Genomic DNA, 25,809 nt, shown 5'->3' with positions numbered 1-25,809 from the left:
CTGCGTCAGCACGGCCCTGCCTCCGTCAGGCTAGCGTGATCCCGACGCGTCATCTCAGGGAAGCAGTCTCATGCCATCCACCGAAGAGCCCGCCGCGAAATCCAAGCTCCGTTTCCCCTCCGCCTTTACAATCCTCTTTGCCCTGATCGTCCTTGTGGCGGCGCTGACCTGGATCATTCCGGCGGGCCAGTACGAGCGCGTCACCTCCGAAGCACTTGGCAAGGAGGTGCCCGTGGCGGGCAGCTATGCGCCGGTGGAAGCGGATCCGCAGGGCATCTTCGACGTGATCCTTGCCCCCATCGCGGGCTTTTACGACCCCGTCACCTATGTTGCCCGCGCCATCGACGTGTCGCTGTTTGTCCTCATCATCGGCGGCTTCATCGGGGTGGTGACCGCAACCGGCGCCATAGATGCCGGGATCGCGCGGGCCATGGTCCGGCTGAAAGGCCGCGAGATCTGGATGATCCCGTTCCTGATGGCGCTCTTTGCGCTGGGGGGCACGACCTATGGCATGGCCGAAGAGACGCTGGCCTTTTACGTCCTGCTGATCCCGGTGATGATCGCCGCCCGATATGACGCGCTGACGGCTGTGGCGGTCATCCTGCTGGGCGCCGGGGTCGGCGTTCTGGGATCGACGGTCAATGCCTTTTCGACCGTCATCGCCTCGGATGCGGCGGGCGTGACCTTCGCAGACGGTTTGGCGCTGCGGCTGGTCATCCTTGCGCTGTGCTGGGCGGTCACGGTCGCCTTCGTGATGCGCTACGCGGCGCGGGTGCGGGCCGATCCGACACGATCGCTGGTCTATGACCGCAAAGCCGCGAACGAGGCGCATTTCCTGTCCGCAGCCCCGGCGCAGGCTGCGACCTTCACCGGGATGCACAAGATCGTCCTGATCCTGTTCGCCCTGACCTTTGGCGTGATGGTCTGGGGCGTGGTGCTGGGCGGCTGGTGGATGGCCGAGATGAGCGGCCTGTTCCTTGCCGCAGCGATCCTCGTCGGTCTCATTGCCCGGCTGGGCGAGGGCAGGCTGGTTGACAGTTTCGTCAGCGGCGCGCGGGATCTGCTGGGGGTGGCGCTGATCATCGGTCTGGCGCGCGGCATCGTCGTGGTGATGGATGCAGGCCACATCACCGACACCATCCTGCATGCGGCGGAAACCGGCGTCGGCGGCCTGTCGCGGACCGCGTTCATTCTGGTGATCTACTGGATCGAGGTCGGGCTGTCGTTCTTCGTGCCCTCCACCTCGGGCCTTGCCGTGCTGTCGATGCCCATTCTCGCGCCGGTGGCCGATTTTGCGCAGGTCAAGCGCGAGCTGGTCGTGACCGCCTTTGCCACCGCCAGCGGCATGGTCAACCTGATCACCCCCACATCGGCTGTCGTGATGGGCGGGCTGGCCATTGGCCGCGTCCCCTATGAGCGCTGGCTGCGCTTTGTCTGGCCGCTGCTCGTGGTCCTGACATGTATCGTCATGGCCGCGCTTGCGCTGGCCACCGTGCTGGGAGGCACCCCCACATGACCCTGACCTATGGCGTTCATTCCGAGGCGGGCGTGCTGCGCCGCGTTCTGGTCCACCGGCCCGGATCGGAAATGGCGCGGCTGACCCCGGCAAACGCGGAAAGCCTGCTGTTTGATGACGTGCTCTGGGTGAAACAGGCGCGCATCGACCACATGGCCTTTGTCGATGTCCTGCGCGACCGGGAGGTCGAGGTGGTGCTGCTGCGCGAGATGCTGGAGGTGGTCGTCGCGGATCCCGTGGCCCGCCGCTGGCTGCTGGATGCGCGGATCAACGACAATTCGGTGGGCGTGGGTCTGGCGCGCGATCTGCATGCCTGCCTGATGGAGTCGTCGGCCAATGCGCTGACCCATATCCTGATCGGAGGCATGAGCCGGACCGAACTGCCCATCCCCATGGCCGGGGTCGTGGCGCCGATGCTGCGCGACGAGGATTTTCTGCTGGCCCCGATGCCCAACCAGATCTTCACCCGGGACAGTTCGGCATGGATCTATGGCGGGGTTGCGCTGAACCCGATGTTCTGGCCCGCCCGGCGGCTGGAGACGCTGAACCTTGCCGCGATCTACCGGTTTCATCCCGATTTCAGGACTGCCGAATTTCCGGTCTGGTTCGGGGATCCGCTGACCGATCATGGGCAGGCCACGCTGGAAGGCGGCGATGTGATGCCCATCGGCAATGCAACCGTGCTGGTCGGCATGGGCGAACGCAGCACGCCGCAGGCGGTGGGACAGCTGGCGCGCGCCCTCTTCGCCGGGGGCGGGGCAGAGCGGGTGATCGCCTGCCAGTTTCCCCGCGCCCGGTCGTCCATGCATCTTGATACGGTCTTCACCTTCTGCGACCGCGATCTGGTGACGGTCTTTGCCGAGGTGGTCGACGCCATCCAGACCTATTCGCTGCGCCCGGACGGACGCGGGGGCCTGACCGTCACCACCGAGACCCGGCCCTTTCTGGAGGTGGTGGCGGGCGCGCTTGGCCTTCGGGCGCTGCGCACCGTGCCGACCGGCGGCGATGCCTATGAATCGCAGCGCGAACAGTGGGATGACGCCAACAACCTGCTCTGCCTCAGCCCGGGGGTCGTGGTCGGCTACGAGCGCAACACCCATTCCAACACGCTGCTGCGCAAGGCGGGGGTCGAGGTCATCACCATTTCCGGTGCCGAACTGGGGCGCGGGCGCGGCGGGTCGCACTGCATGTCCTGCCCGCTGATCCGCGATGCGCTGTGACGCGCTGCAAGGCGCCCGATTTCCTGAAAGGATGACCCGATGCCGCAAAATCTGCATGGACGCAGTTTCCTGAAACTGCTCGATTTTTCACCCGACGAATTGCGCCTTCTGCTCCGGCTTGCCGCCAGCCTCAAGGAGGCGAAGGCCGCCGGCACGGAAACCCAGCTTCTGAAGGGCAAGAACATCGCGCTGATCTTCGAAAAGGACAGCACCCGCACCCGCAGCGCCTTCGAGGTGGCGGCCTTCGATCAGGGCGCGCATGTCACCTATCTGGGGCCGACGGGCAGCCATATCGGCACCAAGGAGACCATGAAGGACACTGCCCGCGTCTTGGGAAGGTTCTATGACGCCATCGAATACCGGGGCTTTGGCCAGTCCGATGCCGAGGTGCTGGCGCAGTTCGCCGGGGTGCCGGTCTATAACGGGCTGACGGACGAGTTTCATCCGACGCAGATTCTGGCCGATCTGATGACCATGCGCGAATATACCCACAAGCATCTGTCGGACATCGCGTTCTGTTTTCTTGGCGATACCGGCGGCAACATGGGAACGTCGCTGATGGTGGGTGCGGCCCTGATCGGGATGGATGTCCGGCTCTGTGGTCCGCAAAGCCTCTGGCCCGACGCGGCGCTGGTGGATCACTGCCGCAGGCTGGCGGAAACCAGCGGGGCCCGCATCACCCAGACCGAGAATCTGGCCGAAGGGGTCGAGGGCTGCGATTATGTCTATACCGATGTCTGGGTGTCGATGGGCGAGCCGGACAGCGTCTGGGCCGACCGTATCGCCCTGCTGTCGCCTTTTGCGGTGACACAGGCGGTGATGGATCTGACCGGCACTCCGCACAGCAAGTTCCTGCATTGCCTGCCGGCCTTTCACAACCGCGACACGAAAACGGGCGAGAAGATCTTCCAGACCTATGGCATCGACTCCATGGAAGTGACCGACGAGGTGTTCGAATCCCCCGCCTCGGTCGTGTTCGATCAGGCCGAGAACCGGCTGCATTCGATCAAGGCGGTGCTTGTCGCCACCATGGGCGCCTGAGATGCGCATCGTGGTGGCCTTGGGGGGCAATGCCCTGCTGAAACGCGGCGAGCCGATGACCGCAGAGGCGCAGCACACCAATGTGCGCGTCGCGGCGGCGGCGCTGGCCGATCTTGCGCGCGATCATCAGATCATCGTCGCGCATGGCAACGGTCCGCAGGTCGGGCTGATGGCCCTGCAGGCCGCCGCCTATGCAACGGAGACGGTCTGGCCGCTGGATATCCTTGGCGCCGAGACGGAAGGCATGATCGGCTATCTGATCGAGCAGGAACTGATGAACGCGCTGCCACGGGGCACCGACTGTGCCACGCTGCTGACGCGGGTGGAGGTGGATCCGCAGGATCCCGCCTTTGACCAGCCCACAAAACCCATCGGCCCGGTCTATGGCCCCGAGGAAGGCCGCCAGATCAGCACCCGGAACCGCTGGTCGATGGTCGAGGAATCGAAGGGCAGGTTGCGCCGGGTGGTGCCGTCGCCGCTGCCGGTGGCCATTCTGGGGCTGAAGCCGATCCGTCTTCTGGTCGAGGCCGGGGTTTGTGTCATCTGCGCGGGAGGGGGCGGCATTCCGGTGGTGCGCGGCGCCGATGGCCGGATGGAAGGGGTCGAGGCGGTGATCGACAAGGACCGCACCTCGGCCCTGCTGGCAGAGGCGCTGCAGGCGGATGTGCTGCTGATGCTGACCGATGTGGAGGCGGTGTTCCGCGACTGGGGCGGGCCGGATCAGTCGGCGATTGCCAGCATCACGCCGGATGCGCTGGCGGCGATGAGCTTTGCTGCGGGCTCGATGGGGCCAAAAATCGCCGCCGCCTGCAATTTCGTGCGCGGCGGTGGCACCATGGCCTGCATCGGGCGCCTGCAGGATGTGCGCGACATCGTGGAGGGGCGCGCAGGCACGCAGGTGCGCCTTGACCTTCTGGCGCCGGATCACCGCTCAGTGACCGAACACCGGTGCGCCCGGCTGTCCTGATGCCAGGCTGACGCAGCGGGGTGACGCCCGCTGCGCCGCGTCACTTCAGCAGCGGGCCGTCGTGATCAAGATAGGTCTTGTCGAAATCCGCCAGCAGCACCAGCGCGTCAAGATCGTGGATTTCCACATGGCCGTGCTGGAAGGTCACCAGCCCTTCCTCGCGCAGTTCGCGCAGCACGCGGTTCACATGCACGGCGCTCAGCCCCAGCGCATCGGCCAGCAGGTATTGCGACAGCGGGCAGTCATAGCCCGAGGTGGTGCCCAGCCCCACCAGTTTCAACCTTGCGCCCAGTTCCAGCAGGAAATGCGCGGTGCGTTCCTTGGCATCGCGGCGCCCGATGCCCACCAGATGCTCCACCACCATCGCCTCGTCCCGCGATGCCGCCCAGAGCATGGCCGTGGCCAGCCGCGGTGTGTTGCTGAAGGTTTCTAGCAGGTCGCTGGCCAGCACTTCGGAGGCTTCCAGCTGCGTGACGGGTTCGATGTTGTGATCCGACGTGCGGAACAGCACCGACCGCAGGCCCAGAAAATCGCCCGGGATCTGGAAATCGACGATCTGCCGCGTGCCCCCGGTCAGAAGCTTGTAAGAGCAGGCCCAGCCCGAGGCCAGAATATAGGCGGACTGGTTGGTCTGGCCCTGATGCACGATGTCCCGCCCGGCGGGAAACTGCTTCTTGCGGGCATGAAGCTTGTCGATGGCCGTGATCTCTGTCGCGGACAGGGCGACGAAGGCGCCAAGTTTGCGCGCGAACGGGCTTTGCAGGGCGGTCAATTCCGACGCTCCTTTGCTGGCAGATGTCTGGGGTCAGGCGTGTGGCGCCGGGGCGCCGGGACGGCGGCCGTGCCGATACGGTCGGTCAGACTGATCTGCCTCAGTGCAGGATACCACACAACTGCGAGACAGGTGGAATGTTCCTGTCCCGGACCTCCTGTCCCGGGGCCTGCCCCTGTAAGGTCATGTAAGGTCACACCAAATGTCAGAAATTCACGATGTCCCCGGTACGGCGGCGCTTGCCATCTGCGAATCGCTCCTGCTTGCGCTGAACGACCGCAACATTCTGCCCGAACACGAAATCCTCGGCATTCTGCGCGATGCCGCCGCCGCACATTCCAACGATACCGGCGCGGATGGTCAGGCGGAGCTTCACGAAGCCGTCGCGGCACTGATCAACGGCATCATCCTTGGCGGAAACTCGGTCCGCCGAAGGTAACGGCGGGATCTGGCGCAGGGCGCCCGACAGACCCGGCGGCACTGATCCATGATAGCGCGGACGCAGCTCAGGACCGCTAGTCCTGACCACACACCCCTGCCTTTCCCCCATCACCTGCGCCGCGCGGCATGTCGGGGACCATCCCCCTCCGTCGCCGCCCGCGCCCGAAAGGACCTGCCATGAACTGGAATCAGATCGAGAACAACTGGGCGGCCATGACACGGCGCGTGCGGCCGGACTGGACGGCGCCCGCCGCCGCGAATGCCGCAGACGACCGTGCGGACAGTGGCGCAGCCGGGGACGCCCCCGGTCTCACCGAGAACAGCGCCGCCCCGGCTCCCACGGCGGACACGGCCCTCCTTCCTCGTGAGCGCGCGTGAGCGCAGCAGGCACCGCATACGCCCTGCGCCAAGCCGCCAGCCGGATCACCGGACTCCTTCGGCCTGAAACCGGCCTGTGGCGCGACACGACCGCGATCCGCTCCGAACTCTTCGGCACCGAACGGCTGGAGCATCATGCCCTGACGCTGGCTGCGGCACAGACCGTGGCCCGCGTTCCGGGGCGGCGGGTGCCCAAGCTGACCGCGCGCGTCAAGAACAACGCGCATTCCCTGCTGGGGGCATATCTGGGCTGCGCACGGACGGTGGAGGCCGGGCGCGCCATCACCCCCGCCGCCGAATGGCTTCTGGACAATTTCCACCTTGTCGAACAGCAGCTGCGCCAGATCGACGACGATCTGCCCGAAGGGTATTACCGGCAGCTGCCGAAGCTGGCTGACGGCCCCTTTGCGGGCTATCCGCGCGTCTTCGGGCTGGCATGGGCCTATGTCGCCCATACCGACAGCCTGCTGTCGGAGCCGGTGCTTGCCGCGTTCGTAAAATCCTACCAGCAGGTCAGCCCCCTGACGATCGGGGAACTGTGGGCCGTGGCGATCACGCTGCGGATCGTGCTGATCGAGAACATGCGCCGCCTTGCCGACCAGATCACGCTGGGCAACAGCCAGCGCAGGATCGCCGATGACATCGTCGACCGGGTGCTGGCGGCCCGCAAGGATCCGGCACAATCCCCGCAGGCGGCGCTGCGCGCCGCGATTGCCGGGCTGGAATCGGCACCGCTGGATGAAATCCTTGCGGCGCAGATCGCCAAGCGGCTGCGCGGCTTTGATCCGTCCGACACGCCGCTGCACGCATGGCTGGCGGATCGCCTGCACCATCAGGGATCCTCCATCGAGACCGTGGTGCAGAACGCCCAGCTTCGGCAGGGCGCGTCCAACGTGACGATGCGCAATATCGTCACCAGCATGCGGCTTGCCTCGGAACTGGACTGGGCGGATTTTGTCGAGGATGTCAGCCTGATCGACAGCCGCCTGCGGGCGAAGTCCGATTTTGGCCAGATGGATTTTGCCACCCGCAACAGCTACCGCACCACGATCGAGGTGCTGGCGCGCGGCTCCGGCCAGACCGAGATCGCCGTGGCGCAGGCAGCGCTGGATTTTGCCGCGCTGCATGACGAGGCGCGTGACCCCGGCTTCGGCCTGATCGGCCCCGGGCGCCCGCGCTTTGAACGCGAGCTTGGTTTCCGGCCCGGCCTGCGGCTGCGCGTCGCGCGGACGGTGGGCCGTCTGGGGCTGCCCGGCTATCTGGGCGCCATCGCACTTGCCACGGCAGGCATTCTTGCCCTCGCGCTCTGGCTCAGCGGGGCGGGCGGGCTGGCGCTGATCCTGCTGGCACTCACCGGCCTGCTTGCCGCCTCCGAAGCTGGCACCGGGCTGGTCAACACCGCCGTGACCCGCATCCTGCGCCCGGATCTGCTGCCGGGGCTTGATCTGACCGCCGGGATTCCGCCGTCGCTGCGCACGCTGGTGGCGGTGCCGGTGCTGCTGCAGGATGCCGATGATCTTGCGGCGCAGATCGACCAGCTTGAGGTGCATCACCTATCCAGCACCGGCGGCGCGCTGCATTACGCGCTGGTGTCGGACGGGCCGGATGCGGCCAGCGAAACCACGCCGCAGGACGCGCCGCTGATCGCGGCGGCCCATGCGGCCATGGCCCGGCTCAACGCCCGCTATCCCTCCGATCAGGGCACCCGGTTCCTGTTCCTGCACCGGCGCCGGCTCTGGAATGCCTCGGAAGGGGTCTGGATGGGCTGGGAACGCAAGCGCGGCAAGCTGACCGAGCTGAACCGCCTGCTGCGCGGCGCCACCGACACCAATTTCCTGCCGCAGACGGGGGTGCCGCAGGAGGTCCGCTTCGTCATCACGCTGGATGCCGACACCCGGCTGCTGCGCGATACCGTGGCACGGCTGATCGGCAAGATGGCGCATCCGCTGAACCGCGCGGTGGTCGATCCCGTCAGCCGCCGCGTCACCGGCGGTTATGGCATCATCCAGCCCAGCGTCACCCCAGCACTGCCCGTCGGCAGCGAAGGATCGGTATTCCAGCGGGTCTTTTCCAGCCCCGGCGGGATCGAACCCTATGCCGCGGCCACCTCCAACATCTATCAGGATCTGTTCGGCGAAGGCTCCTTTACCGGCAAGGGCATCTATGACGTCGATGCCTTCGCCGCCAGTCTTGCCGGGCGGGTGCCGGACAACACCCTGCTGTCGCATGACCTGTTCGAGGGGGTGTTCGCGAAGGCGGGGCTTGCCTCGGACATCGACGTGGTGGACGCCTTTCCGGCCCGTTACGATGTCGCCACCCGCCGCCAGCACCGCTGGGTGCGGGGCGACTGGCAGCTTCTGCCGTGGCTGCTGCGCTCGGGGAGCGGGCTGTCCGTGCTTGGCCGCTGGAAGATGATCGACAACCTGCGCCGCGCGCTTGTGGCGCCGCTGACGCTGGCTGCACTGGCCACGGGCTGGCTTCTGCCCCTGCCGGTGGCGGCGGTCTGGACGGTGGCGGTGCTGGCGATGCTGGCCCTGCCGCATCTGCTGGGCCTGCCCTTTGCCGTCCTGCCGGGGCGTGCCGGGATCACCTCGCGCAGCCATGTCGCGGCCCTGCTGTCGGAAACCCGCAGCGCGCTGGCGCAGATCGCGCTCAACACCACGTTCCTGCCTGACACGGCATGGCAGATGCTGGATGCCTGCCTGCGCACGCTGATCCGGCTGGGCGTTACCCGGCGGCATCTGCTGCAATGGGTCACTGCGGCCTCCACCGGTGCCAGTGCCCGGCCCGGCCTGACCGCCCAGTATCTGCGGATGGCGGGGGGGCTGGTGCTGGGGCTTGGCGTCTGCGCCGTGGCGCTGACGCGCAATCCCGGCATCTGGCCGGTGGTGGTGCCCTTTGCGCTGCTTTGGCTTGCAGCCCCCGCCATCGCGCATCGCATCAGCCTGCCGCAGCGCGACCGCGCCGCGCTGCCGCTGGGCCAGCCCGAGGCGCAGGCCCTGCGTCTGATCGCCCGTCGGACATGGCGCTATTTCGAAACCTTCGTGACCGAGACCGACAGCTTCCTGCCCCCTGACAACTTTCAGGAAATCCCGGCTCCGACCGTGTTTCACCGCACCTCGCCCACCAATATCGGGCTTTATCTGCTGTCCGTCACCGTCGCCCGCGACATGGGCTGGATCAGCCAGACCGCCGCCGTCACCCGGCTGGAGCAGACGCTGGCGACGCTGGCGCGGATGCCGAAATTCCGCGGCCATCTTTACAACTGGCATGACACGCGCGACCTGCAGGTTCTGGACCCGGCCTATGTGTCTTCGGTGGACAGCGGCAACCTTGCGGGCCATCTGATCGCGGTGGCGCAGGCCTGCCGGGACTGGCAGGACAGGCCGCTGGACGAGCCCGCCCGCCGCGCGGGCCTGTCCGACGCGCTGGCGCTGGCACAGCAGGCGCAGACCGCCGAGCTGTCGCCGCTGCTGGAGCGGCTGCAGGCCGCCATGGCGCGGGGCGATGGCTTTGCGCTGCTGCAGCCCATGGCCAGCGACGCTGCGGCCAAGGCCCACGTGCAGGATCCGGACAGCGATCTGGCCTTCTGGTGCGCCGCCCTACGGGACTGCATCGCGGCCCATCTGGAAGACACGGCGGCCGAGAGCACACCGGATCTGGCCCGCGTCGAGGACCGCGCCCGCAGCCTTGCCCTGTCGATGGATTTCGGCTTTCTGCTCGACCCCGAGAAAAAGCTGCTGTCCATCGGCTTTGCCGTCTCCACCAACACGCGCGATCCGAACTGTTATGACCTGCTTGCCTCCGAGGCGCGGCTGGCCAGCCTTTTTGCCATCGCCAAGGGCGACGTGCCGACCCGGCACTGGTTCCGGCTGGGCCGCGCCGCAACGCCGGTCGGCGCCGGATCGGCGCTGATTTCATGGTCGGGCAGCATGTTCGAATATCTGATGCCGTCGCTGGTGATGCGGGCCCCGGCGGGGTCGGTGCTGGAACAGACCAACCGGCTGATCGTCAGGCGCCAGATCGCCTATGGCGCCGCGCATACGATGCCATGGGGCGTGTCGGAATCCGCCTATAATGCCCGTGATCTGGAAATGACCTATCAGTATTCCAACTTCGGCGTGCCCGGGCTTGGCCTGAAACGGGGGCTGAACGAAAACCGGGTCATCGCACCCTATGCCACCGGGCTTGCCACCATGGTGGACCCGCGCGCGGCGCTGCGCAATTTCGACCGGCTTGCCGAAATCGGCGCCGGGGGCCGCTTCGGCTTTTACGAGGCGGTGGATTTCACCGCAAAGCGCCTGCCTGCCGACGCGGATCATGCCATCGTGCAAAGCTTCATGGCGCATCATCAGGGCATGACCATCGCCGCCATCGCCAACACGCTTCAGGCCGGACGGCTGCGGACGCTGTTTCATGCCGAACCGATCATCCGGGCCGTCGATCTGCTGCTGCAGGAACGGGTGCCGCGCGATGCCACCGCCGCCCTGCCGCGCGCGGGCGCCGTGCAGGTGACGGCGGCAGAGATCTCTGACGCGCCGGTGGTGCGCCGCTTCGATGCCCCGGCTGAGGGCATGCCGACCGGGCATCTGCTGTCGAATGGCAGCTATGGCGTGGCGCTGACCCCCACCGGCGGCGGCTACAGCCGCTGGCGCGATCTGGCCATCACCCGCTGGCGCGCCGATCCGACCCGGAACACGCTGGGGTCGTTCATCTTTGCCCGCGATGTCAGGACCGGTGCGCTCTGGTCCGCCGGGGTGCAGCCCACGGGTGCCGATGCGGACCGCCATTCCGCCACCTTCTGCGAACATCACGCAAGCTTCGTGCATCAGGGGCGGCGGCTGAGCATGACCACCGAGGTCGTGGTCTCTGCCGAGGACGATGCCGAGGCGCGCCGCGTCACGCTGACCAATACCGGGGGCCGCGCGCGAGAGATCGACCTCACCTCCTATGCGGAACTGGTGCTGGCCCCGCCCGCCGCCGATCTGGCGCATCCGGCCTTTTCAAAGCTGTTCGTGGTGACCGATTTCCTGCCGGAACTCGGCGTCATCATCGCGACCCGCCGCCGCCGCACCCCCGCCGATCCCGAAGTCTGGGCGGCGCATATCGCCGTGGTCGAGGGCAAGGAAACAGCCCCCCTGCAGCATGAAACCGACCGGGCGCGGTTCATTGGCCGCGGACGCGACATCGGCACGGCGGCGATGTTGCAAAGCCCGCTGTCGGACACCACCGGCACCGTGCTCGATCCGGTGTTTTCGCTGCGCCGCCGCGTGCTTGTGCCCTCTGGCGGGATGGTCCGCGTGACCTTCTGGACCGTGGTGGCCGCCACGCCAGACGCGCTGCTGGATCAGGTGGATCGCCACCGCGATCCGTCCGCCTTTGAACGCGCGGTGACCCTGTCCTGGACGCAAGGTCAGGTGCAGCTGCGCCATCTTGGCGTCAGCTCCGCCGCCGCCGCCGATTTCCAGCGCCTTGGCGGCATGATCCTGCGCGACGATCCGCGCCTGCGCGGCACGGGAGGCCAGATCGAAGCCGGGCTGGATCTGCAATCGTCGCTCTGGCCCATGGGCATTTCCGGCGATCTGCCGATCCTGCTGTTCCGGATCAGCGACCCCGAGGATACCGCCGCCCTGCACGAGGTTCTGGCCGCCCATGAATACCTGCGGATGCGGCAGCTGGATGTGGATCTGGTCATCCTGAACGACCGCGCCGCCTCTTACGTTCAGGACATGCAGATCGCCATCGAGGTTGCCGTGCGCTCCGCGCAGTCGCGCCCCCGCAGCGACGCGCCCCGGGGCGGTGCCCAAGGCGCCATCCATGTGCTGCGCGCCGATCTGGTCACCTCCGGGCAGCGCGCGATGCTGGTCGGGGTGGCCCGGGTGATCCTGCTGGCCAGCCGGGGCAGCATCGGCGACCAGATCGACGCGCTGGCGCCCGGGGCACCGCTGAGCCCGGACACGCCCGCCGCGCGGGCCCTCCTGCCCGAGGCGAAAGCGGATGCCAGCGCGACCGGCACCGAGGGTCTGGAGTTTTTCAACGGCACTGGCGGCTTTGCCGAGAATGGCCGCGAATATGTCACCGTGCTGCGCGACGGGCAGACCACCCCCGCGCCGTGGATCAACGTCATCGCCAATCCGTCTTTCGGTTTTCAAGTCTCTGCCGAGGGCAGCGGTGCTGTCTGGGCCGAAAACAGCCGGGAAAACACCCTGACGCCGTGGTCGAACGACCCGGTCCGCGATCCCGCCGGCGAGGCGATCTATCTGCGCGACAGCGACAGCGGCGCGCTCTGGACCCCGACCGCGCTGCCGATCCGGGGGCGCGGCACCTATGTCGCGCGGCATGGCTTCGGCTACAGCCGGTTCGAACACGGCGCGCAGGACATCGCCGCCGAGATGGTGCAGTTCGTGCCGATGGAGGATCCGGTCAAGATCACCAAGCTGACCCTGCGCAACACCGGCAAGACCGTGCGCAGGCTGACCGTCACCGCCTATGCCGAATGGGTGCTTGGCCCGTCGCGGGCCGCAACCTCGGCCCATCTTGTCACCTCCGCCGATCCGGTGACGGGGGCGATTTTTGCCCGCAATCCCTTTGCCATGGCCTTTCCGGGCCGCGTCGCCTTTGCCGATCTTGGCGCGGACTGTGCCAGCCTCAGCGCGGACCGGACAGAGGTGCTGGGTGCGGCGGGCAGCATGGCCGCCCCCGCAGGCATCGGGGCAGCACCCCTGTCGGGGCGCACCGGACCCGCGCTTGACCCCTGTGCCGCCCTGCAGCGCCATGTGACGCTGGCCCCCGGCGAAACGGCGACGGTGGTCTTTCTGCTGGGGCAGGCCGCCGCGCCCGAGGCGGCGCAGGCGCTGATCGAGCGCCATCGCGCAACCGATCCCGACACCACGCTGGCCGCCGTGCGGCAGCACTGGACGGATCTGCTGTCCGGCGTGCAGGTCGCCTCGCCCGACAGGGCGATGGACATCCTGCTGAACGGCTGGCTGCTCTACCAGACGCTTGTCTGCCGGATCTGGGCGCGGGCCGGGTTCTATCAGGCGAGCGGCGCCTATGGCTTCCGGGACCAGCTGCAGGACGGCATGGCCCTGACCGCGCAGCGCCCCGACCTGACCCGCGCCCATCTGCTGCGCGCGGCCTCCCGGCAGTTTCCCGAAGGCGACGTGCAGCACTGGTGGCTGCCGCATTCGGGGCAGGGGGTGCGCACGCGGATTTCGGATGACCGGGTCTGGCTGGGCTACGGCGTGGCGCAATATGTGGCGGTGTCGGGGGATGCCACGATCCTTGACGAAGAGCTGCCCTTTCTGGACGGCCCCGCGCTGCCGCCGGGGGCGCATGACGATTTCTTCCTTCCCACCGTGTCCGAAACCCGTGCCAGCCTATTCGAGCATTGCGCGCGCGGCATCGATCAGGCGATTGCGCTGACCGGCGCCAATGGCATGCCGCTGATCGGCACCGGTGACTGGAACGATGGCATGAACCGGGTGGGTGAAGGCGGCAGCGGCACCTCGGTCTGGCTGGGCTGGCTGCTGGTCGCCACGCTGGACGCGCTGATCCCGCTGGCGAAAGACCGCGATCCCGCACGGGCGCGGCACTGGAGCGCGCATCGCGCGGCGCTGGTGCAGGCGATCGAACGCGACGCCTGGGATGGGGCATGGTATCGGCGCGGCACCTTCGACGACGGCACGCCGCTGGGATCGGCTACATCGGAAGAATGCCGGATCGACAGCATCGCGCAGTCATGGGCGGTGCTGTCGGGTGCGGCGGATCCGGGGCGGGCGGCCACGGCCATGGCCAGCATGACCGAGCATCTGGTCAGGCGCGATCCGGGCCTTGCCCTGCTGTTCACGCCGCCTTTCCACAACACCCCGCTCGATCCCGGTTACATCAAGGGCTATCCGCCGGGGCTGCGTGAAAACGGCGGACAATACAGCCATGCCGCGATGTGGGCGATCCTTGCGCGTTGCCGCATGGGCGATGGCGATGCGGCGGGGGATCTGTTCGCGCTGGTCAACCCGATCAACCACGCCCTGACCGCAAAGGAGGCCGCGCGCTACAAGGTCGAACCCTATGTGGTGGCGGCAGACGTCTATTCCACCGCGCCGCACGAAGGCCGGGGCGGCTGGACATGGTATACAGGTTCTGCGGGCTGGATGTATCGCGCCGGGATCGAAGGGCTGCTGGGGCTGACGCGGGAGGGGCCGGAGATCGTGCTTGCCCCGTGTTTTCCGAAACACTGGCCCCGGATCACGGCCACGCTGCGGCTGGGGCAGACCCATCTTGCGATCACCATCGACAATCCCGGCGGGACCGGAACGGGCGCCGGATCCGCGCAGCTGAACGGTGTCGCGCATGCGGTCGAAAACGGACGGCTGCGGCTGCGGCTTGTTCCCGGCAGGCAGGATCTCGTGCTGACGCTGGGAGGAGGGCGGGTCCCAAGCCAGCCCTGAAAAATCGGCCCCACCGCGTGAGGGAACCCGCGGTGGAGCCGTCCGGCAGGGTCAGCCTTTACGTGGCGGGACTTTCCGGTTGCCGAATGCCTTGAGAAACTCGCCATCCTGCGGTTTGTTGGCGGCTTCACGGGTTTTGTATTCGCTTGGCTGCTTCACGCTTTTCGGAGTGAGGGAAGCGGCCTTCTTTTTCTTGTTCTTTTCCATGTATCGACCTTTCGAAGCGAGGTGTTCAGAACGTTCTCAGCATCGGTAGCAGGCGTTTTCCGGTGGCAATGGCAGCGGTCCCTGCTGCGGCATCTCCGCAGGCGGGACCGTCCCGACGGGAGTCGGACCGGCAACGCACAGCCCGACAGTAGCGCCCCCCCTGACGGGCGATACAACATGGATCAGTCCCGGGGGCGCGACGGGGCAAAAGCCAAAGCCGGGGACAGGATGTTTCCGGCCTGCGGCATCCGGGCTGATCCAGGTAAGTGCGGCGTGGCCCCAGCCTGCGATGATGGGATTTCGGGGGTGCAGGCCGTGCAGGCAAAGGGGCGATGCTCCGCGCTGCGGCAGGCAGGCTCCGCTCAGGTGCCGGGCGTGGATCCCTCCTCCGGGTCCGGGCCCCGCACCGGCGCCACTCTTTCAGGAAGGTTTGTCATGTCCCTTGTCAATCTCGTTGTCACGCTGGTTCTGGTGGGTGTGGGGCTGTGGGTGATCAACACCTATGTCCCGATGGATCGCAAGATCAGGCAGATCCTGAACGTGGTCGTGGTGATCTTCGTGATCATCTGGCTGCTTTACGGGTTCGGGCTGATGGGCAACATGGGCGCGATGCGCGTTGGCGGCTGACACGTCCCGTGAGGCTCCGCTGGCGCTTGCCGGTCCGGTCACGCTCGGCACCCTGGACGAGACCGGCGCGCGCCTGCGCCGGGCCAAGGCCGATGTTGCGGTCGATCTGTCGGCGGTCACGGCGCTTGATACCGCCGGGGCTTGGCTTCTGGCCTCGTCGGGCCGGGCTTTTGGCGGGGGCGACGCCGCGCAGACCCTGCTGCTGCGCACCGTGCAGGACGCGCTGCCTGCCCCCGCCAAGGCGCCGCGCCGCAAGATGCGGTACCGCGCGGGGGACGGGCTCGCCTCTGTCGGCATGGCGGTGGGCCGCCTGCTGGCGGCGACCGGCGAAAGCCTTGGCTTTCTGGGGCTGGTCATGGCGCGGCTTTCCGGCCTGCTGCTGCGGCCCCGGCGGCTGCGGCTGACCGCACTGGTCCATCACATGCAGGAGGTCGGGCTGAACGCCGTGCCCATCGTGGCGCTGATGGGTTTCCTGATCGGGGTCGTGCTGGCGTTTCAGGGCGCGGCACAGCTGCGCCAGTTCGGGGCAGAGGTCTTTGTCGTCGATCTGATCGCCGTGTCGATCCTGCGCGAGCTTGGCATCCTGCTGACCGCGATCATCGTGGCCGGGCGCTCTGCCTCGACCTTTACCGCCGCCATCGGGTCCATGAAAATGCGCGAAGAGATCGACGCGATCCGCGTGCTGGGGCTGGATCCTATCGCGCTGCTGGTGCTGCCGCGCTTTCTGGCGCTGGTGATCGTGCTGCCGATCCTTGGCTTTGTCGCCAGCCTGTCGGGCCTTTTTGGCGGCGGGCTGATGGCGTGGATCGAGCTTGGCATCACGCCCAGCCAGTTCCGGACCCAGATGCTGGCGGATGTCAGCGCGGCGCAGGCGCTGGTGGGTCTGGTCAAGGCGCCGGTCTTTGCGGCGATCATCGCGCTGGTGGGCTGCCATCAGGGGTTTCAGGTCAAGGGCGACGCGGAATCGCTGGGCCTGCGCACCTCGCGCGCGGTGGTGATCGCGATCTTTCTGGTGATCGTGATGGATGCGCTGTTTTCCGTGTTCTTTGCGGTCTGGGGGATCTGATGCCGACCGAAACCGTCATTGCGATCCAAGGCCTGACCAACAGGTTCGGCAAGACCATCGTGCATGAGAACCTGTCGCTTGACGTGCGGCGTGGCGAGGTGCTGGGCGTGGTCGGTGCCTCTGGCAGCGGCAAATCGGTGCTTCTGCGCAGCATCGTCGGGCTGATGACCCCCAGCGCCGGGCAGATCACGCTGCTGGGGACCGATGTGCTGGGGGCCAGCGCCGCCGACCGCGCCGCCGCTGGCGCCCGCACGGGGGTGATGTTTCAGGATGGCGCGCTGTTTTCGGCCCTGACTGTGCGCGAGAATGTCGAGGCCCCGATGCGCGAACGCCTGAAGGTCGATCCGGTGACGCGGCGGGCGCTCGCCGATCTGCGCATCGCCATGGTCGGCCTGCCCGCGACGGCGGGCGATCTTTATCCGGCGGCGCTGTCCGGGGGGATGCGCAAGCGGGCCGGGCTGGCGCGGGCCCTGTCGCTGGACCCCGAGATCCTGTTTCTGGACGAACCCACCGCCGGGCTGGATCCGATCAGCGCCTCGGCCTTTGACACGCTGCTGATCTCGTTGCGTGACGCGCTTGGCCTGACGGTGTTTCTGGTCACGCATGATCTCGACACCCTGCAGGCCACCTGTGACCGCATCGCCGTGCTGGCCGACCGCCGCGTGCTGGTCACCGGCACCATGGCGGAAATGCGCGATGTCGCCGATCCTTGGGTGCATGCCTATTTTCACGGACCGCGCGCCCATGCGGCGCTGGCGGCGGCGGAGGGCTGATGGAAACCCGCGCGCGCTTTGTGCTGATCGGCCTCTTCACCATCCTTGGCCTTGTCGCCATGCTGGGCTTTGTGCTGTGGCTCGCCAAGGTGCAGATCGACCGCACCTATGCGCAATACGACATCCTGTTCGGCACCGCTGCGGGGCTGAGCCAGACCGCCGCCGTCCGCTATAACGGGGTGGATGTGGGCAGCGTCGTGGCCATCGCGCTTGACCGCGACGACCCGGCCCTGGTGCGGGTGCGGATCGAGATTTTTGCCAGCACCCCCGTGCGCACCGACACCATCGCCACGCTGGCCTCGCAGGGCGTGACGGGTGTTGCCTTCATCGCGCTGGAAGGCGGCAGCGCCGGGGCCGACCGGCTGCAGGCCGTGCCCCCCGCCGAACTGCCGGTGATCCGGTCAGAGCGGTCGGTGGTGCAGGATCTGATGGTCACCGGCCCGGATCTGCTGGCCGAGGCGACGGCGCTGATCGCCGAGGTGCGCAGCTTTGCCTCGCCGGAAAACCGCGATGCGGTGGCGGGGATCCTCGTCAACCTGCAGCAGGCGACCGGGCGCATCGATGCGCTGGCCACCCGCGCCGAGGCGTCGCTGACCAAGGTCGATGGCGTTCTTGATGCCGTCGAATCCGGGCTTGGCGCCACCGACGGGCTGCTGGCGCGCGACATTCCCGCGCTGATCGCCGATCTGCGTTCTGCCGTTGCCAGCACCACCGGCGCAATGACAGCCCTGCGCGGTGTCGTGCAGGGCGAAGTGCCCAGACTGTCCACGCAGGCTGGTGCCCTGATCCAGCAGACCAGCGGCGTGATCGCCACGTTTGACGCGCTTGCCCGCCAGATCGCCAGCGACCCGGGGCGGTTTCTGCTGGGCAATGAAACCCCCGAATACAGGAGATGACCACGATGATGTCGCGCCGCAGGATACTGTCTCTGTCCCTTTTTTCGGCTCTGCCCGGCTGCGGCGCCCTGACCGCCGTGTCAAAGGCCAGCGAGCCGCTGGACACCTACACGCTGTCGCCGCTTACCTCGGGCCCGCCGCAGCGCGGCGGCGAGGGCCATCTGGTTGTCGAACTGCCCACCTCGGGCGGGGAGCTGGCAACCGACCGCATCCTGATGAAGGTCTCCGCCCGGCAGGCCGAATACCTGCCCGAGGCGCGCTGGTCCGAACCGGCCCCGGCGATGATGCAGACGCTTCTGCTGACCGGGCTGCTGTACAGGGGCGGGCTTCGGCTGGTCAGCCGCGCCGGGGCGGGGCTGATGCCGGATTTTACGCTGATGACGGAGCTGCTTGCGCTGCAGGCGGAACTGCCCGGCCCGGTGCCGGGATCGGCGCGGATTCATGTTGCGGTGCAGCTGACCCTGATCCGCGAATCCGACCGCGCGATCGCCGGAACGCGGCGCATCGACAGCATGAGGACGGCCCCCTCCGACAGCACCGCGGCACTGATCGCCGGGCTTGATGAGGCCATGCAGATGGTCTTGGCAGAGGCGGTGGACTGGGTGCGGGGCGCGACGTGACAGCGGCCCGGGTCACGCTTGCAGCTGGTTCGCAGACAAAAGGCGTGCCAACATGCCTGCCCTTTGCGGGGCTGGCATGTTGGCATGTCTCTTGCTACCCGGAACCTGAGCCGCCAAACACGCAGCGGCCACAGTTCAGAGTGCCGGGGCCAGAGGCCGGCCGCACTGATGCAGGTTAGTGCCCGCGCGGCCCATGGGTCGTTTTTTTGACAAAAACGCAAGGACTGGCCGCCGCTGTGGATCTGACGCGGCGGCGCCTTGGCATCCCCGGCAGCAAGAGGCGCGGGATGCCTGAAGGTTCATTCGCCGGACCCGAACAGGCCGCCGAACAGAAGCTGCGCCACAACAAAGAGGATCGCGAGGATCGTCCAGATCGCGGTGCCTGACCCCAGACGGCCAGCGGCAAGGGGGGCAGCCTGCCATGTCGGCGCGGTTTTTGGCGGCGTGTCGGGCAGCAGCAGGGTCAGTTCCTGCGCGACCGTTCCGTGATCGCGCCCCAGCGCGGGCACGTCCCAGACCTTTGACAGCAGCAGACCCAGCCGGACGCGCGCCGCATCCCGGCTCAGGGCGACAAGGGCGGCGGTTTCGGTCCATGGATCCAGTCCCAGCCGCGCCAGCGCCGAAAGCACCGTCACGCTGGATCCCTTTCTGTCCGTGCCGACAGGCGCATAGAGAAACCGCTCGAATTCTTGGGGATGCGGGTAGAGACCACGGAGTCGGGTCATCATCATTCCGTTCATGGGTTGCGGGCGCGCATTGCCCCCGTGTTTTCCGGAGCCTAGGCGCGGACCGGCTCCGGCGCGCTTACACAGGTCAGTGCCTGTGCCGCATCCTGCGCGCCGGGGGCGTGTGTGGCCTTTCGAAGGCGGGACTAACATGTGTCAGCGCCCCGCCCGTGATTCTGACCTAGAAGAGTGGAAGTCGTTCAACTGTGCCGGTCCTCAAGCCGAGGAGGTGCGGAACGTGTCAATTTGCCCACATGACGGAGACCTAGGATGACCATGCGGTCTGCCAGATCGACGGTGACGTTTTCCAATGCCTTTGCCCTGCGGGAATATGCGGGGCAGCTGCCCGCAGGCGATTACGAAATTATCGTCGAAGAAGAGCTTCTTGAGGGCTTCAGTTTTGAGACGTGGCTGCGGACGGCGACCTATCTGATGGTGGGCCACAGCGACAGCCAACCCGGTCTTGCCGAAATGCGCGCGGTTTCCGACCGGGAACTGGTCGCCGTGCTAAGCCGGGACGGGGCCATGACCCAGACCAGGCAAAACAGCGAAGCGGCGCTTTCTCCGCTGGAGGACAGAACATGACCACTCCCGACTGGCTGAAGCCCGGACTTTACGGCGCGCTGACCGGCGCGATCCTTGTTGCCGCCCTTGGCTTTACATGGGGTGGCTGGGTCACCGGCAGGACCGCGAACGCGCAGGCCATGGAAATGTCGCGGGGCGATGTCGTGGCCTCCATGGTGCCGGTATGTCTGGACATGGCGCAGCAGGATCCGGCGCGGGACGAGAAGATGGAAACGATCCGGGCCGCATCGTCTTATGAACGGCGCAATGCGCTGATGGCGGGCGGTTGGGCGACGGTGCCGGGAACGGACGGCCCGGACCGGGATATCGCGCAGGCCTGTCTCGCGGCGCTCGAACTTTGATCGTTGCGGGGCCATCGGGACTGCCCGCGCCCGTGACATCCAGACCTTTGGACCGGCCCCGCGCCCCGGTCGGAAACAGGGGGCAGGCTGCCCCCGCCCTATGGGAGAGACCGCACCAAATGGAAAACCAGATCAGCAAGACGGTGGCCGTCTTTTCCCGCCCGTTCACCGTGCCGGGATTTGGCGACACGCTGCCCGCCGGGGAATACGAGATCGAAACCGAACTGATGTCGCCCCCCGACAGCCAGCGCGCCGAGGCATGGAAAGCCTCCGTGCTGGTCAGGCTGCATCCTCTGGTGTCCCATCCCGGGCTGACGCGCACGCTGACCGTGTCGCTGGCGGATCTGGATCACGCCCGCGCCAAGGACAAGCTGTCGGGCCGGGCGCTGTCGGATTTCTTTCTGGAAGAGATGCTTGTCGATCCGATGGTGCGCCTTGTCATGCAGGCGGACGGTGTGTCGGAAGCGGATCTGCGGCATCTTTATGCCGGAAACCTGACCACGCCGCCCGGCGAGGGCGCGCCGCATTTCGGCCCGCAGGATGACCCCAAGCGGCACAGCGCGGTGCCCGAGGCTGCGGCGGGTGTCGCCAGTGTGTCGCCACAGGTGGGGGCGGCCCCCCTGACCCTGCCGTCCGGAGGCACTTCCTCATGAGACACATGGCCATGACAGAGCAGTCCGCCCCCGAGATTTCGCCGCCAAGAGCCGCGGGCGATGTGCCCCGCGAACGCCGCTGCCTGCGCTGCAGCACCGTCTTCTGGAGCGAAGGTTTCGGAGAGCGGATCTGCCGCCGCTGCAAGGGGCTGAAGGCATGGCAGAGCGCGCTTTCCGGCCCGGTCTCCTCCCGCCGCCGCTGACCCGGAAGCGGCGCACGCGCCGCTTTGCCCTCATAACAGACTGGACTCCATCTTGTTTCGCCTCGAAACCTTTCACAAGACCACCTACCGGTACCGGCACAAGGTTCTGCTGGGGCCGCACCGGTTGATGCTGCGTCCCCGCGAAACCCGGGAACTGCGGCTGTTCTCGCACAGCCTGACCATCACGCCGCAGGCCACCGTGACCTGGTCCCATGATGTTGCGGGCAATGCCATCGCCACCGCCACGTTTGACGCGCCGACGGATCATCTTGTGATCGAAAGCCGGGCAAGGCTGGAACTGACCGCGCCGGAATGGCCGGTCTTTGCCATCTCCGCCTCTGCCGCCAGCTATCCCTTTATCTACAGTGCCGATGACTGGACGGATCTGGGCGCGCTGACCGTGCCGCAATATGCCGATCCCGATGGCCGGTTTTCCCGCTGGGTCGAAGGGTTCGTGATGGGGCGTCCCACGGACACGCTGTCGCTGCTGAAGGACATCAGCAATGGCGTGTTCACGCAGATGTCCTATCAAAGCCGCGAAACCGAAGGCACCCAGTCCCCGATCGAGACCATCGACCGCGGCTGGGGCTCGTGCCGCGACTTTGCGGTGCTGCTGGCCGAAGCCGCGCGCAGGCTGGGTCTGGGCTCGCGCATCGTCTCGGGCTATCTCTCCGATCCGGAGGGCGGCAGCGTCGGGTCTGCAGGCGCCGGGTCCACCCATGCCTGGGTCGAGATCTATCTGCCCGGCGCGGGCTGGATCGCCTTTGATCCGACCAATCGAAGCGTCGGATCCCAGAACCTTGTGCCGGTCGCGGTCGGCCGCGACATTCATCTGGTCGTGCCGGTGTCCGGCAGCTTTTCCGGAGACCCGAACGCCGTCCGCGATCTGTCGGTGGAGGTGTCGGTGCGCGTCGGCAGCCACAGCATGGCGCAGCGGCAGGACGCCTGACCGAACTGCCGGACCGGGTTCCGGGCTTTGACCTTCAGCCCCCGACGCGCAGCGTCTGCCGCCCCCGGATCCCGGACCCGACCTTGCCGCGCCAGCGCACCCTGCTGACGCGGGTTTTCGTGCCGGCAGGGCATTGCGGCTGCGGCTACATCCGGGCCAGCAGATCGTCGCGCGCGGAATCGCAATGTTCCTGCACCGCGCGGACCGCCTGATCGATGTCGCGCGCGCGGACAGCTGCAACAATGCTGCGATGCTGGCGCACGATGTCGGCGATCCGTTCGGAGATCTGCGCGACGCGGTGGCGCAGGCTGATGACCAGATCCCCGCAAGCTGCAGCAGCGCCTCGCGCACGCCGCATGACCCCGACAAGGCCCGGGCCCTGCTGGCCGAGGCCGGATACGCGGATGCGTGCAGCTTCGGTATTGCAGCAACGCGGACCAGTCCTCGCAGCAGCGCGCATAGATCCTCATGGAGCAGCTTTTGTGAGCCCTCGCATAGGGGCGCACATAGAGCGGCGACCTCAATCTAGGCACATGCCCCTTCTGACGGCAGAAGCGGCCGATGGGATGCGCGCCACCACCACCTGCCATTGCAGCGACACAGGGCGGCAGCCTAGCCGGAAATTCCAAAAGCCGATGTCGCTGGAGGCGCTTGCGAAACACGACCGCTTCTGCGGTGTCCAGCCCGGTGAGACTGCAGGCGGTCCTGACCGCCCCCAGCCTGCTGCTGACACCGCATATCGCGGGCGGCACGCAGGAAAGCCTGCTGCGCCGCAACCTGATCGGATTTCCCTGCAGGCCCGGAACTTAGCGCCTGCGGGTCTGGCGGTGATCCGGGCTATTTCCGCATGGGAAAGCCTCCCTCGGGGCAGGGGTCGCCGCGGGACCGGAAGTCGCGGCGATAGGCGGAGGGGGTGGTGCCGGCGGTCTGCCGGAACTTCCGCGCCAGATGCGCCGCGTCATGGAAGCCGCACTGTTCCGCGATGGCCGACATCTGCTGGTCGGTCCGGGCCAGCAGGGTTGCCGCCCGCCCGATCCGCAGCCGCGTCACATAGGCGCTGACCGACAGCCCGGTGCTGCGCCGGAAAATCCGCTGCAGCTGGCTTTCGGTGACATGCGCCAGCGCGCAGAGCGGCGCGAGCCGGATCGGCGCGTCGAGGTTCTTGTGCAGATAGGCCAGCACCGCCTCCATCCGCCGCTGGTCGCGCGGCAGGCCTTCGGGCGCCAGTGCCGTGGCGGACAGGGCCCGCCGGTCGGTCTGCTGCGACAGGTCGAGCAGGATCCCGGTCAGGCGCAGCGCCCGCTCTGCCAGCGGCAGATCACACAGATCAAGGATGCGGGCGCGGATCTGCGGGGCCGGGCCAAAAAGCACCCCGCCTTCGGCCTCTGCCAGCAGGGCCGAGATGGGCCCCAGTTCCGGCATCACCCGCAGCACGGACCGGATCCAGCTTTCGGTGAACCAGCAGACCACGGCGCGATGTTCCGCCGCCCCGTCCGCAAGGTCGTGCGAGTGCCAGGCATGCGGCAGGTTCGGGCCGATCAGCGCCAGATCACCCTCGGAATAGGGGGCCACGTCGCTGCCCACGAACCGCGTGCCCCGGCTGCCCAGCGTCAGCGTCAGTTCGTATTCGGGATGGTAGTGCCAGTTGAAGCCGAATTCCGGCAGGCGGCGGTCATAGACCAGACAGCTCTGGCGTTCGGGGATCGTGACGGCTTCGAACCAGGGCTGCATCCTGTCTCCTTCCTCATGCGGCAATCGTACAAGAAGACGCAGGGGTTGGGAATGGTGCCAGAGCGGGCAGCGGCTAGGTTGGGGAGGGAGGAGCCCGGCATGAACGACATAAGGCAGCAGCAGATGGACAGCCCGCAGGTCATCGTGATCGGCAGCGGGGTTGGTGGCGGCACCGTCGCGCTGCAGCTGGCGCGCGCCGGGATGCGCGTGCTTCTGCTGGAACGCGGCAAGGCCCTGCCGGACGAGCCGGAACCGAGCGATGCCGAAGCGGTCTTCGTTCAAAACCGCTACCGGACGCAGGAGCAGTGGCAGGACGAGACCGGGCGCCGCTACCGCCCCGGCCAGTATTATTACCTTGGCGGGCACACCAAATTCTACGGCACCGCCATGTTCCGTTTCCGCGAGAGCGACTTCGCCGAAACGCAGCATGAGGAGGCCGTCTCTCCGGCGTGGCCGGTCAGCTATGCCGAGCTTGAATCGTTCTACACGCAGGCCGAGCAGATCTTCGGGGTCAGGGGCGCTGCCGGAACCGATCCGACAGAGCCGTGGCGGCAGGCGGATTACGCCCATGCGCCCGTGCCGCATGCGCCGCTGATCGGGCGTATGGCGGAGCGGCTGGCGGGCGCCGGGCTGCACCCGTTCCATATGCCTGCGGCGGTGGATTACGGCCCCGGCGGGGCCTGCACCCTCTGTGGCACCTGTGACGCTTTCGCCTGCCGCTTCGGCGCCAAGGGCGATGCCGAAACGCGGCTGATCCGGCAGCTGCAGGCCATGCCCAATGTCGAGATCCGCACCGGAGTCGAAGTGCGCCGTCTGCTGCATGACGCACAGGGGCGGCACATCACCGCTGTCGAGGTGCTGCGGGACGGCGTGCTGCAGCACATCGAGGCCCCGCAGGTCGTGCTGAGCGCGGGCGCGGTCAATTCGGCGCTGATCCTGCTCCGCTCGGCCACCGACCGCTGCCCCGATGGCCTTGCCAACCGGTCCGGCGTCGTGGGGCGTTATCTGATGAACCACCACCTGACCGGGCTGATGGGCGTCCTGCCGTTCGAGATCAACGCCACGCCCTTTCCCAAAACCCTGTCCGTGAACGATTTTTACGGCGGCATTTCCGGGGATCCGATGGCGCGGGGCAATATCCAGATGCTGGGCAACATCCGCGGCCCGATGATCCGCGCGGCCTATCCCGCCACGCCAAAGCCGCTTGCCAACTGGCTGGGGCGGCACAGCGTGGACTGGCTGGTCATGTCGGAAGACCCGCCGCTGGCCAGCAACCGCGTGCGGCTTATGCCGGACGGCACGCCCGAGGTCACGTGGCATCCGGCCGATCTTTCGGCGCATGACCGCTTCGTGCGGCATGTCCGCAGGCTTCTGCGGCGGATCGGGTTTCCGCTGGTCCTGCGCCACAGCTTCGGGATCGAGGCCCCGTCGCACCAGTGCGGCACCGTGCGGATGGGCGACGATCCGGCCACCTCTGCGGTCAACGCGCTGTGCCGCGCCCATGACCATCCCAACCTTCACGTGGTGGATGCGGGCTGTTTCCCGTCCTCCGCCGCCGTGAACCCCGCGCTGACCATCGCGGCCCAAGGGCTGCGCGTCGGCGCCCATCTGGCGCGCAGCCTCGGCACCTCTGCCGCTGCCTGAAAGG

24 protein-coding genes are annotated in these 25,809 nt (G+C 67.4%); 19 read left to right on the top strand and 5 right to left on the bottom strand.

Annotation, left to right across the window (positions count from 1 at the left end):
* Positions 1-70 precede the first annotated feature (70 nt).
* The 4 genes from BLR51_RS07095 to arcC are packed head-to-tail and all read left to right on the top strand — an operon-like array spanning position 71 to position 4,744.
* Positions 71-1,516 carry a YfcC family protein gene (locus BLR51_RS07095; protein WP_089845387.1) on the top strand — a complete coding sequence of 482 codons (1,446 nt, stop codon included), beginning with the start codon at positions 71-73 and terminating at the stop codon, positions 1,514-1,516.
* Positions 1,513-2,736: an arginine deiminase gene (locus tag BLR51_RS07090; RefSeq protein ID WP_089845385.1), complete on the top strand. Its 1,224-nt coding sequence runs from the start codon at positions 1,513-1,515 to the stop codon at positions 2,734-2,736. Before BLR51_RS07095 ends, BLR51_RS07090 begins: the two co-directional genes overlap by 4 nt.
* Before the next feature lie 39 nt (positions 2,737-2,775).
* On the top strand, positions 2,776-3,777 hold the full coding sequence (gene argF, locus BLR51_RS07085; RefSeq protein WP_089845383.1) for an ornithine carbamoyltransferase: 1,002 nt from the start codon (positions 2,776-2,778) through the stop codon (positions 3,775-3,777).
* Between the two features lies 1 nt (position 3,778).
* The gene (gene arcC / locus BLR51_RS07080; RefSeq protein ID WP_089845381.1) at positions 3,779-4,744 is read left to right on the top strand and encodes a carbamate kinase; all 966 of its coding nucleotides are present in this window, start codon (positions 3,779-3,781) and stop codon (positions 4,742-4,744) included.
* A 40-nt stretch (positions 4,745-4,784) separates the two neighbouring features.
* Here the strand turns inward: arcC and BLR51_RS07075 are convergent, their stop codons facing one another.
* Positions 4,785-5,516 carry a Crp/Fnr family transcriptional regulator gene (locus BLR51_RS07075; protein WP_089845379.1) on the bottom strand — a complete coding sequence of 244 codons (732 nt, stop codon included), beginning with the start codon at positions 5,514-5,516 and terminating at the stop codon, positions 4,785-4,787.
* A 202-nt stretch (positions 5,517-5,718) separates the two neighbouring features.
* On the opposite strand from BLR51_RS07075, the gene BLR51_RS07070 reads away from it, so the two are divergent.
* The 3 genes from BLR51_RS07070 (at position 5,719) to BLR51_RS07060 (ending at position 14,785) form a co-directional block, all read left to right on the top strand.
* The gene (locus tag BLR51_RS07070; protein ID WP_089845377.1) at positions 5,719-5,955 is read left to right on the top strand and encodes a hypothetical protein; all 237 of its coding nucleotides are present in this window, start codon (positions 5,719-5,721) and stop codon (positions 5,953-5,955) included.
* Positions 5,956-6,134: 179 nt separating this feature from the next.
* Entirely contained in the window at positions 6,135-6,335 is a 201-nt protein-coding gene (locus BLR51_RS07065; RefSeq protein WP_089845375.1) for a hypothetical protein, read from the top strand.
* Positions 6,332-14,785: a glycoside hydrolase family 94 protein gene (locus BLR51_RS07060; protein WP_242656674.1), complete on the top strand. Its 8,454-nt coding sequence runs from the start codon at positions 6,332-6,334 to the stop codon at positions 14,783-14,785. Before BLR51_RS07065 ends, BLR51_RS07060 begins: the two co-directional genes overlap by 4 nt.
* A 51-nt stretch (positions 14,786-14,836) precedes the next feature.
* Here BLR51_RS07060 and BLR51_RS27695 read toward each other — a convergent pair whose 3' ends face one another.
* Positions 14,837-14,992: a hypothetical protein gene (locus tag BLR51_RS27695; RefSeq protein WP_165616761.1), complete on the bottom strand. Its 156-nt coding sequence runs from the start codon at positions 14,990-14,992 to the stop codon at positions 14,837-14,839.
* Between the two features lie 435 nt (positions 14,993-15,427).
* On the opposite strand from BLR51_RS27695, the gene BLR51_RS07055 reads away from it, so the two are divergent.
* The 5 genes from BLR51_RS07055 to BLR51_RS07035 are packed head-to-tail and all read left to right on the top strand — an operon-like array spanning position 15,428 to position 18,974.
* The gene (locus tag BLR51_RS07055; protein WP_089845373.1) at positions 15,428-15,619 is read left to right on the top strand and encodes a Thivi_2564 family membrane protein; all 192 of its coding nucleotides are present in this window, start codon (positions 15,428-15,430) and stop codon (positions 15,617-15,619) included.
* The gene (locus BLR51_RS07050; RefSeq protein WP_242656673.1) at positions 15,609-16,685 is read left to right on the top strand and encodes an MlaE family ABC transporter permease; all 1,077 of its coding nucleotides are present in this window, start codon (positions 15,609-15,611) and stop codon (positions 16,683-16,685) included. Before BLR51_RS07055 ends, BLR51_RS07050 begins: the two co-directional genes overlap by 11 nt.
* Positions 16,685-17,458, top strand: a complete 774-nt coding sequence (locus BLR51_RS07045; RefSeq protein ID WP_089845371.1) for an ABC transporter ATP-binding protein — start codon at positions 16,685-16,687, stop codon at positions 17,456-17,458. Before BLR51_RS07050 ends, BLR51_RS07045 begins: the two co-directional genes overlap by 1 nt.
* Positions 17,458-18,354, top strand: coding sequence for an MlaD family protein (locus BLR51_RS07040; RefSeq protein ID WP_089845369.1), 897 nt, complete (start codon positions 17,458-17,460; stop codon positions 18,352-18,354). Before BLR51_RS07045 ends, BLR51_RS07040 begins: the two co-directional genes overlap by 1 nt.
* Positions 18,351-18,974, top strand: a complete 624-nt coding sequence (locus BLR51_RS07035) for an ABC-type transport auxiliary lipoprotein family protein (protein ID WP_242656672.1) — start codon at positions 18,351-18,353, stop codon at positions 18,972-18,974. The genes BLR51_RS07040 and BLR51_RS07035 overlap by 4 nt, the downstream gene beginning before the upstream one ends.
* Positions 18,975-19,273: 299 nt before the next feature.
* On the opposite strand, the gene BLR51_RS07030 is transcribed toward BLR51_RS07035, so the two are convergent.
* On the bottom strand, positions 19,274-19,699 hold the full coding sequence (locus BLR51_RS07030; protein ID WP_089845661.1) for a hypothetical protein: 426 nt from the start codon (positions 19,697-19,699) through the stop codon (positions 19,274-19,276).
* Between the two features lie 270 nt (positions 19,700-19,969).
* Between BLR51_RS07030 and BLR51_RS07025 the strand changes: the two genes are divergently transcribed.
* The 5 genes from BLR51_RS07025 (at position 19,970) to BLR51_RS07005 (ending at position 22,430) form a co-directional block, all read left to right on the top strand.
* Complete coding sequence (locus BLR51_RS07025) at positions 19,970-20,284, top strand: hypothetical protein (RefSeq protein ID WP_242656671.1); 315 nt, start codon at positions 19,970-19,972, stop codon at positions 20,282-20,284.
* A complete protein-coding gene (locus BLR51_RS07020) occupies positions 20,281-20,625 on the top strand; it encodes a hypothetical protein (RefSeq protein ID WP_089845367.1) in 345 nt (114 codons plus the stop codon). The genes BLR51_RS07025 and BLR51_RS07020 overlap by 4 nt, the downstream gene beginning before the upstream one ends.
* Before the next feature lie 119 nt (positions 20,626-20,744).
* Positions 20,745-21,278, top strand: coding sequence for a hypothetical protein (locus tag BLR51_RS07015; RefSeq protein WP_242656670.1), 534 nt, complete (start codon positions 20,745-20,747; stop codon positions 21,276-21,278).
* A gap of 11 nt (positions 21,279-21,289) precedes the next feature.
* Positions 21,290-21,481 (top strand): hypothetical protein, encoded by a 192-nt coding sequence (locus BLR51_RS07010; protein WP_165616760.1) that lies wholly within the window; start codon positions 21,290-21,292, stop codon positions 21,479-21,481.
* Positions 21,482-21,533: 52 nt separating this feature from the next.
* A complete protein-coding gene (locus BLR51_RS07005) occupies positions 21,534-22,430 on the top strand; it encodes a transglutaminase family protein (RefSeq protein WP_089845364.1) in 897 nt (298 codons plus the stop codon).
* A 145-nt stretch (positions 22,431-22,575) separates the two neighbouring features.
* Here BLR51_RS07005 and BLR51_RS07000 read toward each other — a convergent pair whose 3' ends face one another.
* On the bottom strand, positions 22,576-22,890 hold the full coding sequence (locus BLR51_RS07000) for an FCD domain-containing protein (RefSeq protein ID WP_089845362.1): 315 nt from the start codon (positions 22,888-22,890) through the stop codon (positions 22,576-22,578).
* A gap of 191 nt (positions 22,891-23,081) precedes the next feature.
* Between BLR51_RS07000 and BLR51_RS27690 the strand changes: the two genes are divergently transcribed.
* The gene (locus BLR51_RS27690) at positions 23,082-23,240 is read left to right on the top strand and encodes a hypothetical protein (protein WP_165616759.1); all 159 of its coding nucleotides are present in this window, start codon (positions 23,082-23,084) and stop codon (positions 23,238-23,240) included.
* Between the two features lie 27 nt (positions 23,241-23,267).
* Here the strand turns inward: BLR51_RS27690 and BLR51_RS06995 are convergent, their stop codons facing one another.
* Positions 23,268-24,161 (bottom strand): helix-turn-helix domain-containing protein, encoded by an 894-nt coding sequence (locus tag BLR51_RS06995; RefSeq protein ID WP_089845360.1) that lies wholly within the window; start codon positions 24,159-24,161, stop codon positions 23,268-23,270.
* A gap of 99 nt (positions 24,162-24,260) precedes the next feature.
* On the opposite strand from BLR51_RS06995, the gene BLR51_RS06990 reads away from it, so the two are divergent.
* On the top strand, positions 24,261-25,805 hold the full coding sequence (locus BLR51_RS06990; protein WP_207543581.1) for a GMC oxidoreductase: 1,545 nt from the start codon (positions 24,261-24,263) through the stop codon (positions 25,803-25,805).
* Positions 25,806-25,809 lie beyond the last annotated feature (4 nt).

The sequence above is a fragment of the Salipiger marinus genome (assembly GCF_900100085.1).
Classification (GTDB): Bacteria; Pseudomonadota; Alphaproteobacteria; order Rhodobacterales; family Rhodobacteraceae; genus Salipiger; species Salipiger marinus.
This window is presented reverse-complemented; position numbering and strand designations above follow the sequence as displayed.

Bases quoted from the DNA above. Each gene is read 5' to 3' on its own strand.
- BLR51_RS07000 (WP_089845362.1), bottom strand. From the start codon at position 22,890: ATGCGCGCTGCTGCGAGGACTGGTCCGCGTTGCTGCAATACCGAAGCT.
- BLR51_RS06990 (WP_207543581.1), top strand. From the start codon at position 24,261: ATGAACGACATAAGGCAGCAGCAGATGGACAGCCCGCAGGTCATCGTG.
- BLR51_RS27695 (WP_165616761.1), bottom strand. From the start codon at position 14,992: ATGGAAAAGAACAAGAAAAAGAAGGCCGCTTCCCTCACTCCGAAAAGC.
- BLR51_RS07035 (WP_242656672.1), top strand. From the start codon at position 18,351: ATGACCACGATGATGTCGCGCCGCAGGATACTGTCTCTGTCCCTTTTT.
- BLR51_RS07055 (WP_089845373.1), top strand. From the start codon at position 15,428: ATGTCCCTTGTCAATCTCGTTGTCACGCTGGTTCTGGTGGGTGTGGGG.
- BLR51_RS07015 (WP_242656670.1), top strand. From the start codon at position 20,745: ATGGAAAACCAGATCAGCAAGACGGTGGCCGTCTTTTCCCGCCCGTTC.
- argF (WP_089845383.1), top strand. From the start codon at position 2,776: ATGCCGCAAAATCTGCATGGACGCAGTTTCCTGAAACTGCTCGATTTT.
- BLR51_RS07090 (WP_089845385.1), top strand. From the start codon at position 1,513: ATGACCCTGACCTATGGCGTTCATTCCGAGGCGGGCGTGCTGCGCCGC.
- BLR51_RS06995 (WP_089845360.1), bottom strand. From the start codon at position 24,161: ATGCAGCCCTGGTTCGAAGCCGTCACGATCCCCGAACGCCAGAGCTGT.
- BLR51_RS07065 (WP_089845375.1), top strand. From the start codon at position 6,135: ATGAACTGGAATCAGATCGAGAACAACTGGGCGGCCATGACACGGCGC.
- BLR51_RS07040 (WP_089845369.1), top strand. From the start codon at position 17,458: ATGGAAACCCGCGCGCGCTTTGTGCTGATCGGCCTCTTCACCATCCTT.
- BLR51_RS07020 (WP_089845367.1), top strand. From the start codon at position 20,281: ATGACCACTCCCGACTGGCTGAAGCCCGGACTTTACGGCGCGCTGACC.
- BLR51_RS07095 (WP_089845387.1), top strand. From the start codon at position 71: ATGCCATCCACCGAAGAGCCCGCCGCGAAATCCAAGCTCCGTTTCCCC.
- BLR51_RS07070 (WP_089845377.1), top strand. From the start codon at position 5,719: ATGTCAGAAATTCACGATGTCCCCGGTACGGCGGCGCTTGCCATCTGC.
- BLR51_RS07010 (WP_165616760.1), top strand. From the start codon at position 21,290: ATGACAGAGCAGTCCGCCCCCGAGATTTCGCCGCCAAGAGCCGCGGGC.
- arcC (WP_089845381.1), top strand. From the start codon at position 3,779: ATGCGCATCGTGGTGGCCTTGGGGGGCAATGCCCTGCTGAAACGCGGC.
- BLR51_RS07030 (WP_089845661.1), bottom strand. From the start codon at position 19,699: ATGACCCGACTCCGTGGTCTCTACCCGCATCCCCAAGAATTCGAGCGG.
- BLR51_RS07045 (WP_089845371.1), top strand. From the start codon at position 16,685: ATGCCGACCGAAACCGTCATTGCGATCCAAGGCCTGACCAACAGGTTC.
- BLR51_RS07025 (WP_242656671.1), top strand. From the start codon at position 19,970: ATGACCATGCGGTCTGCCAGATCGACGGTGACGTTTTCCAATGCCTTT.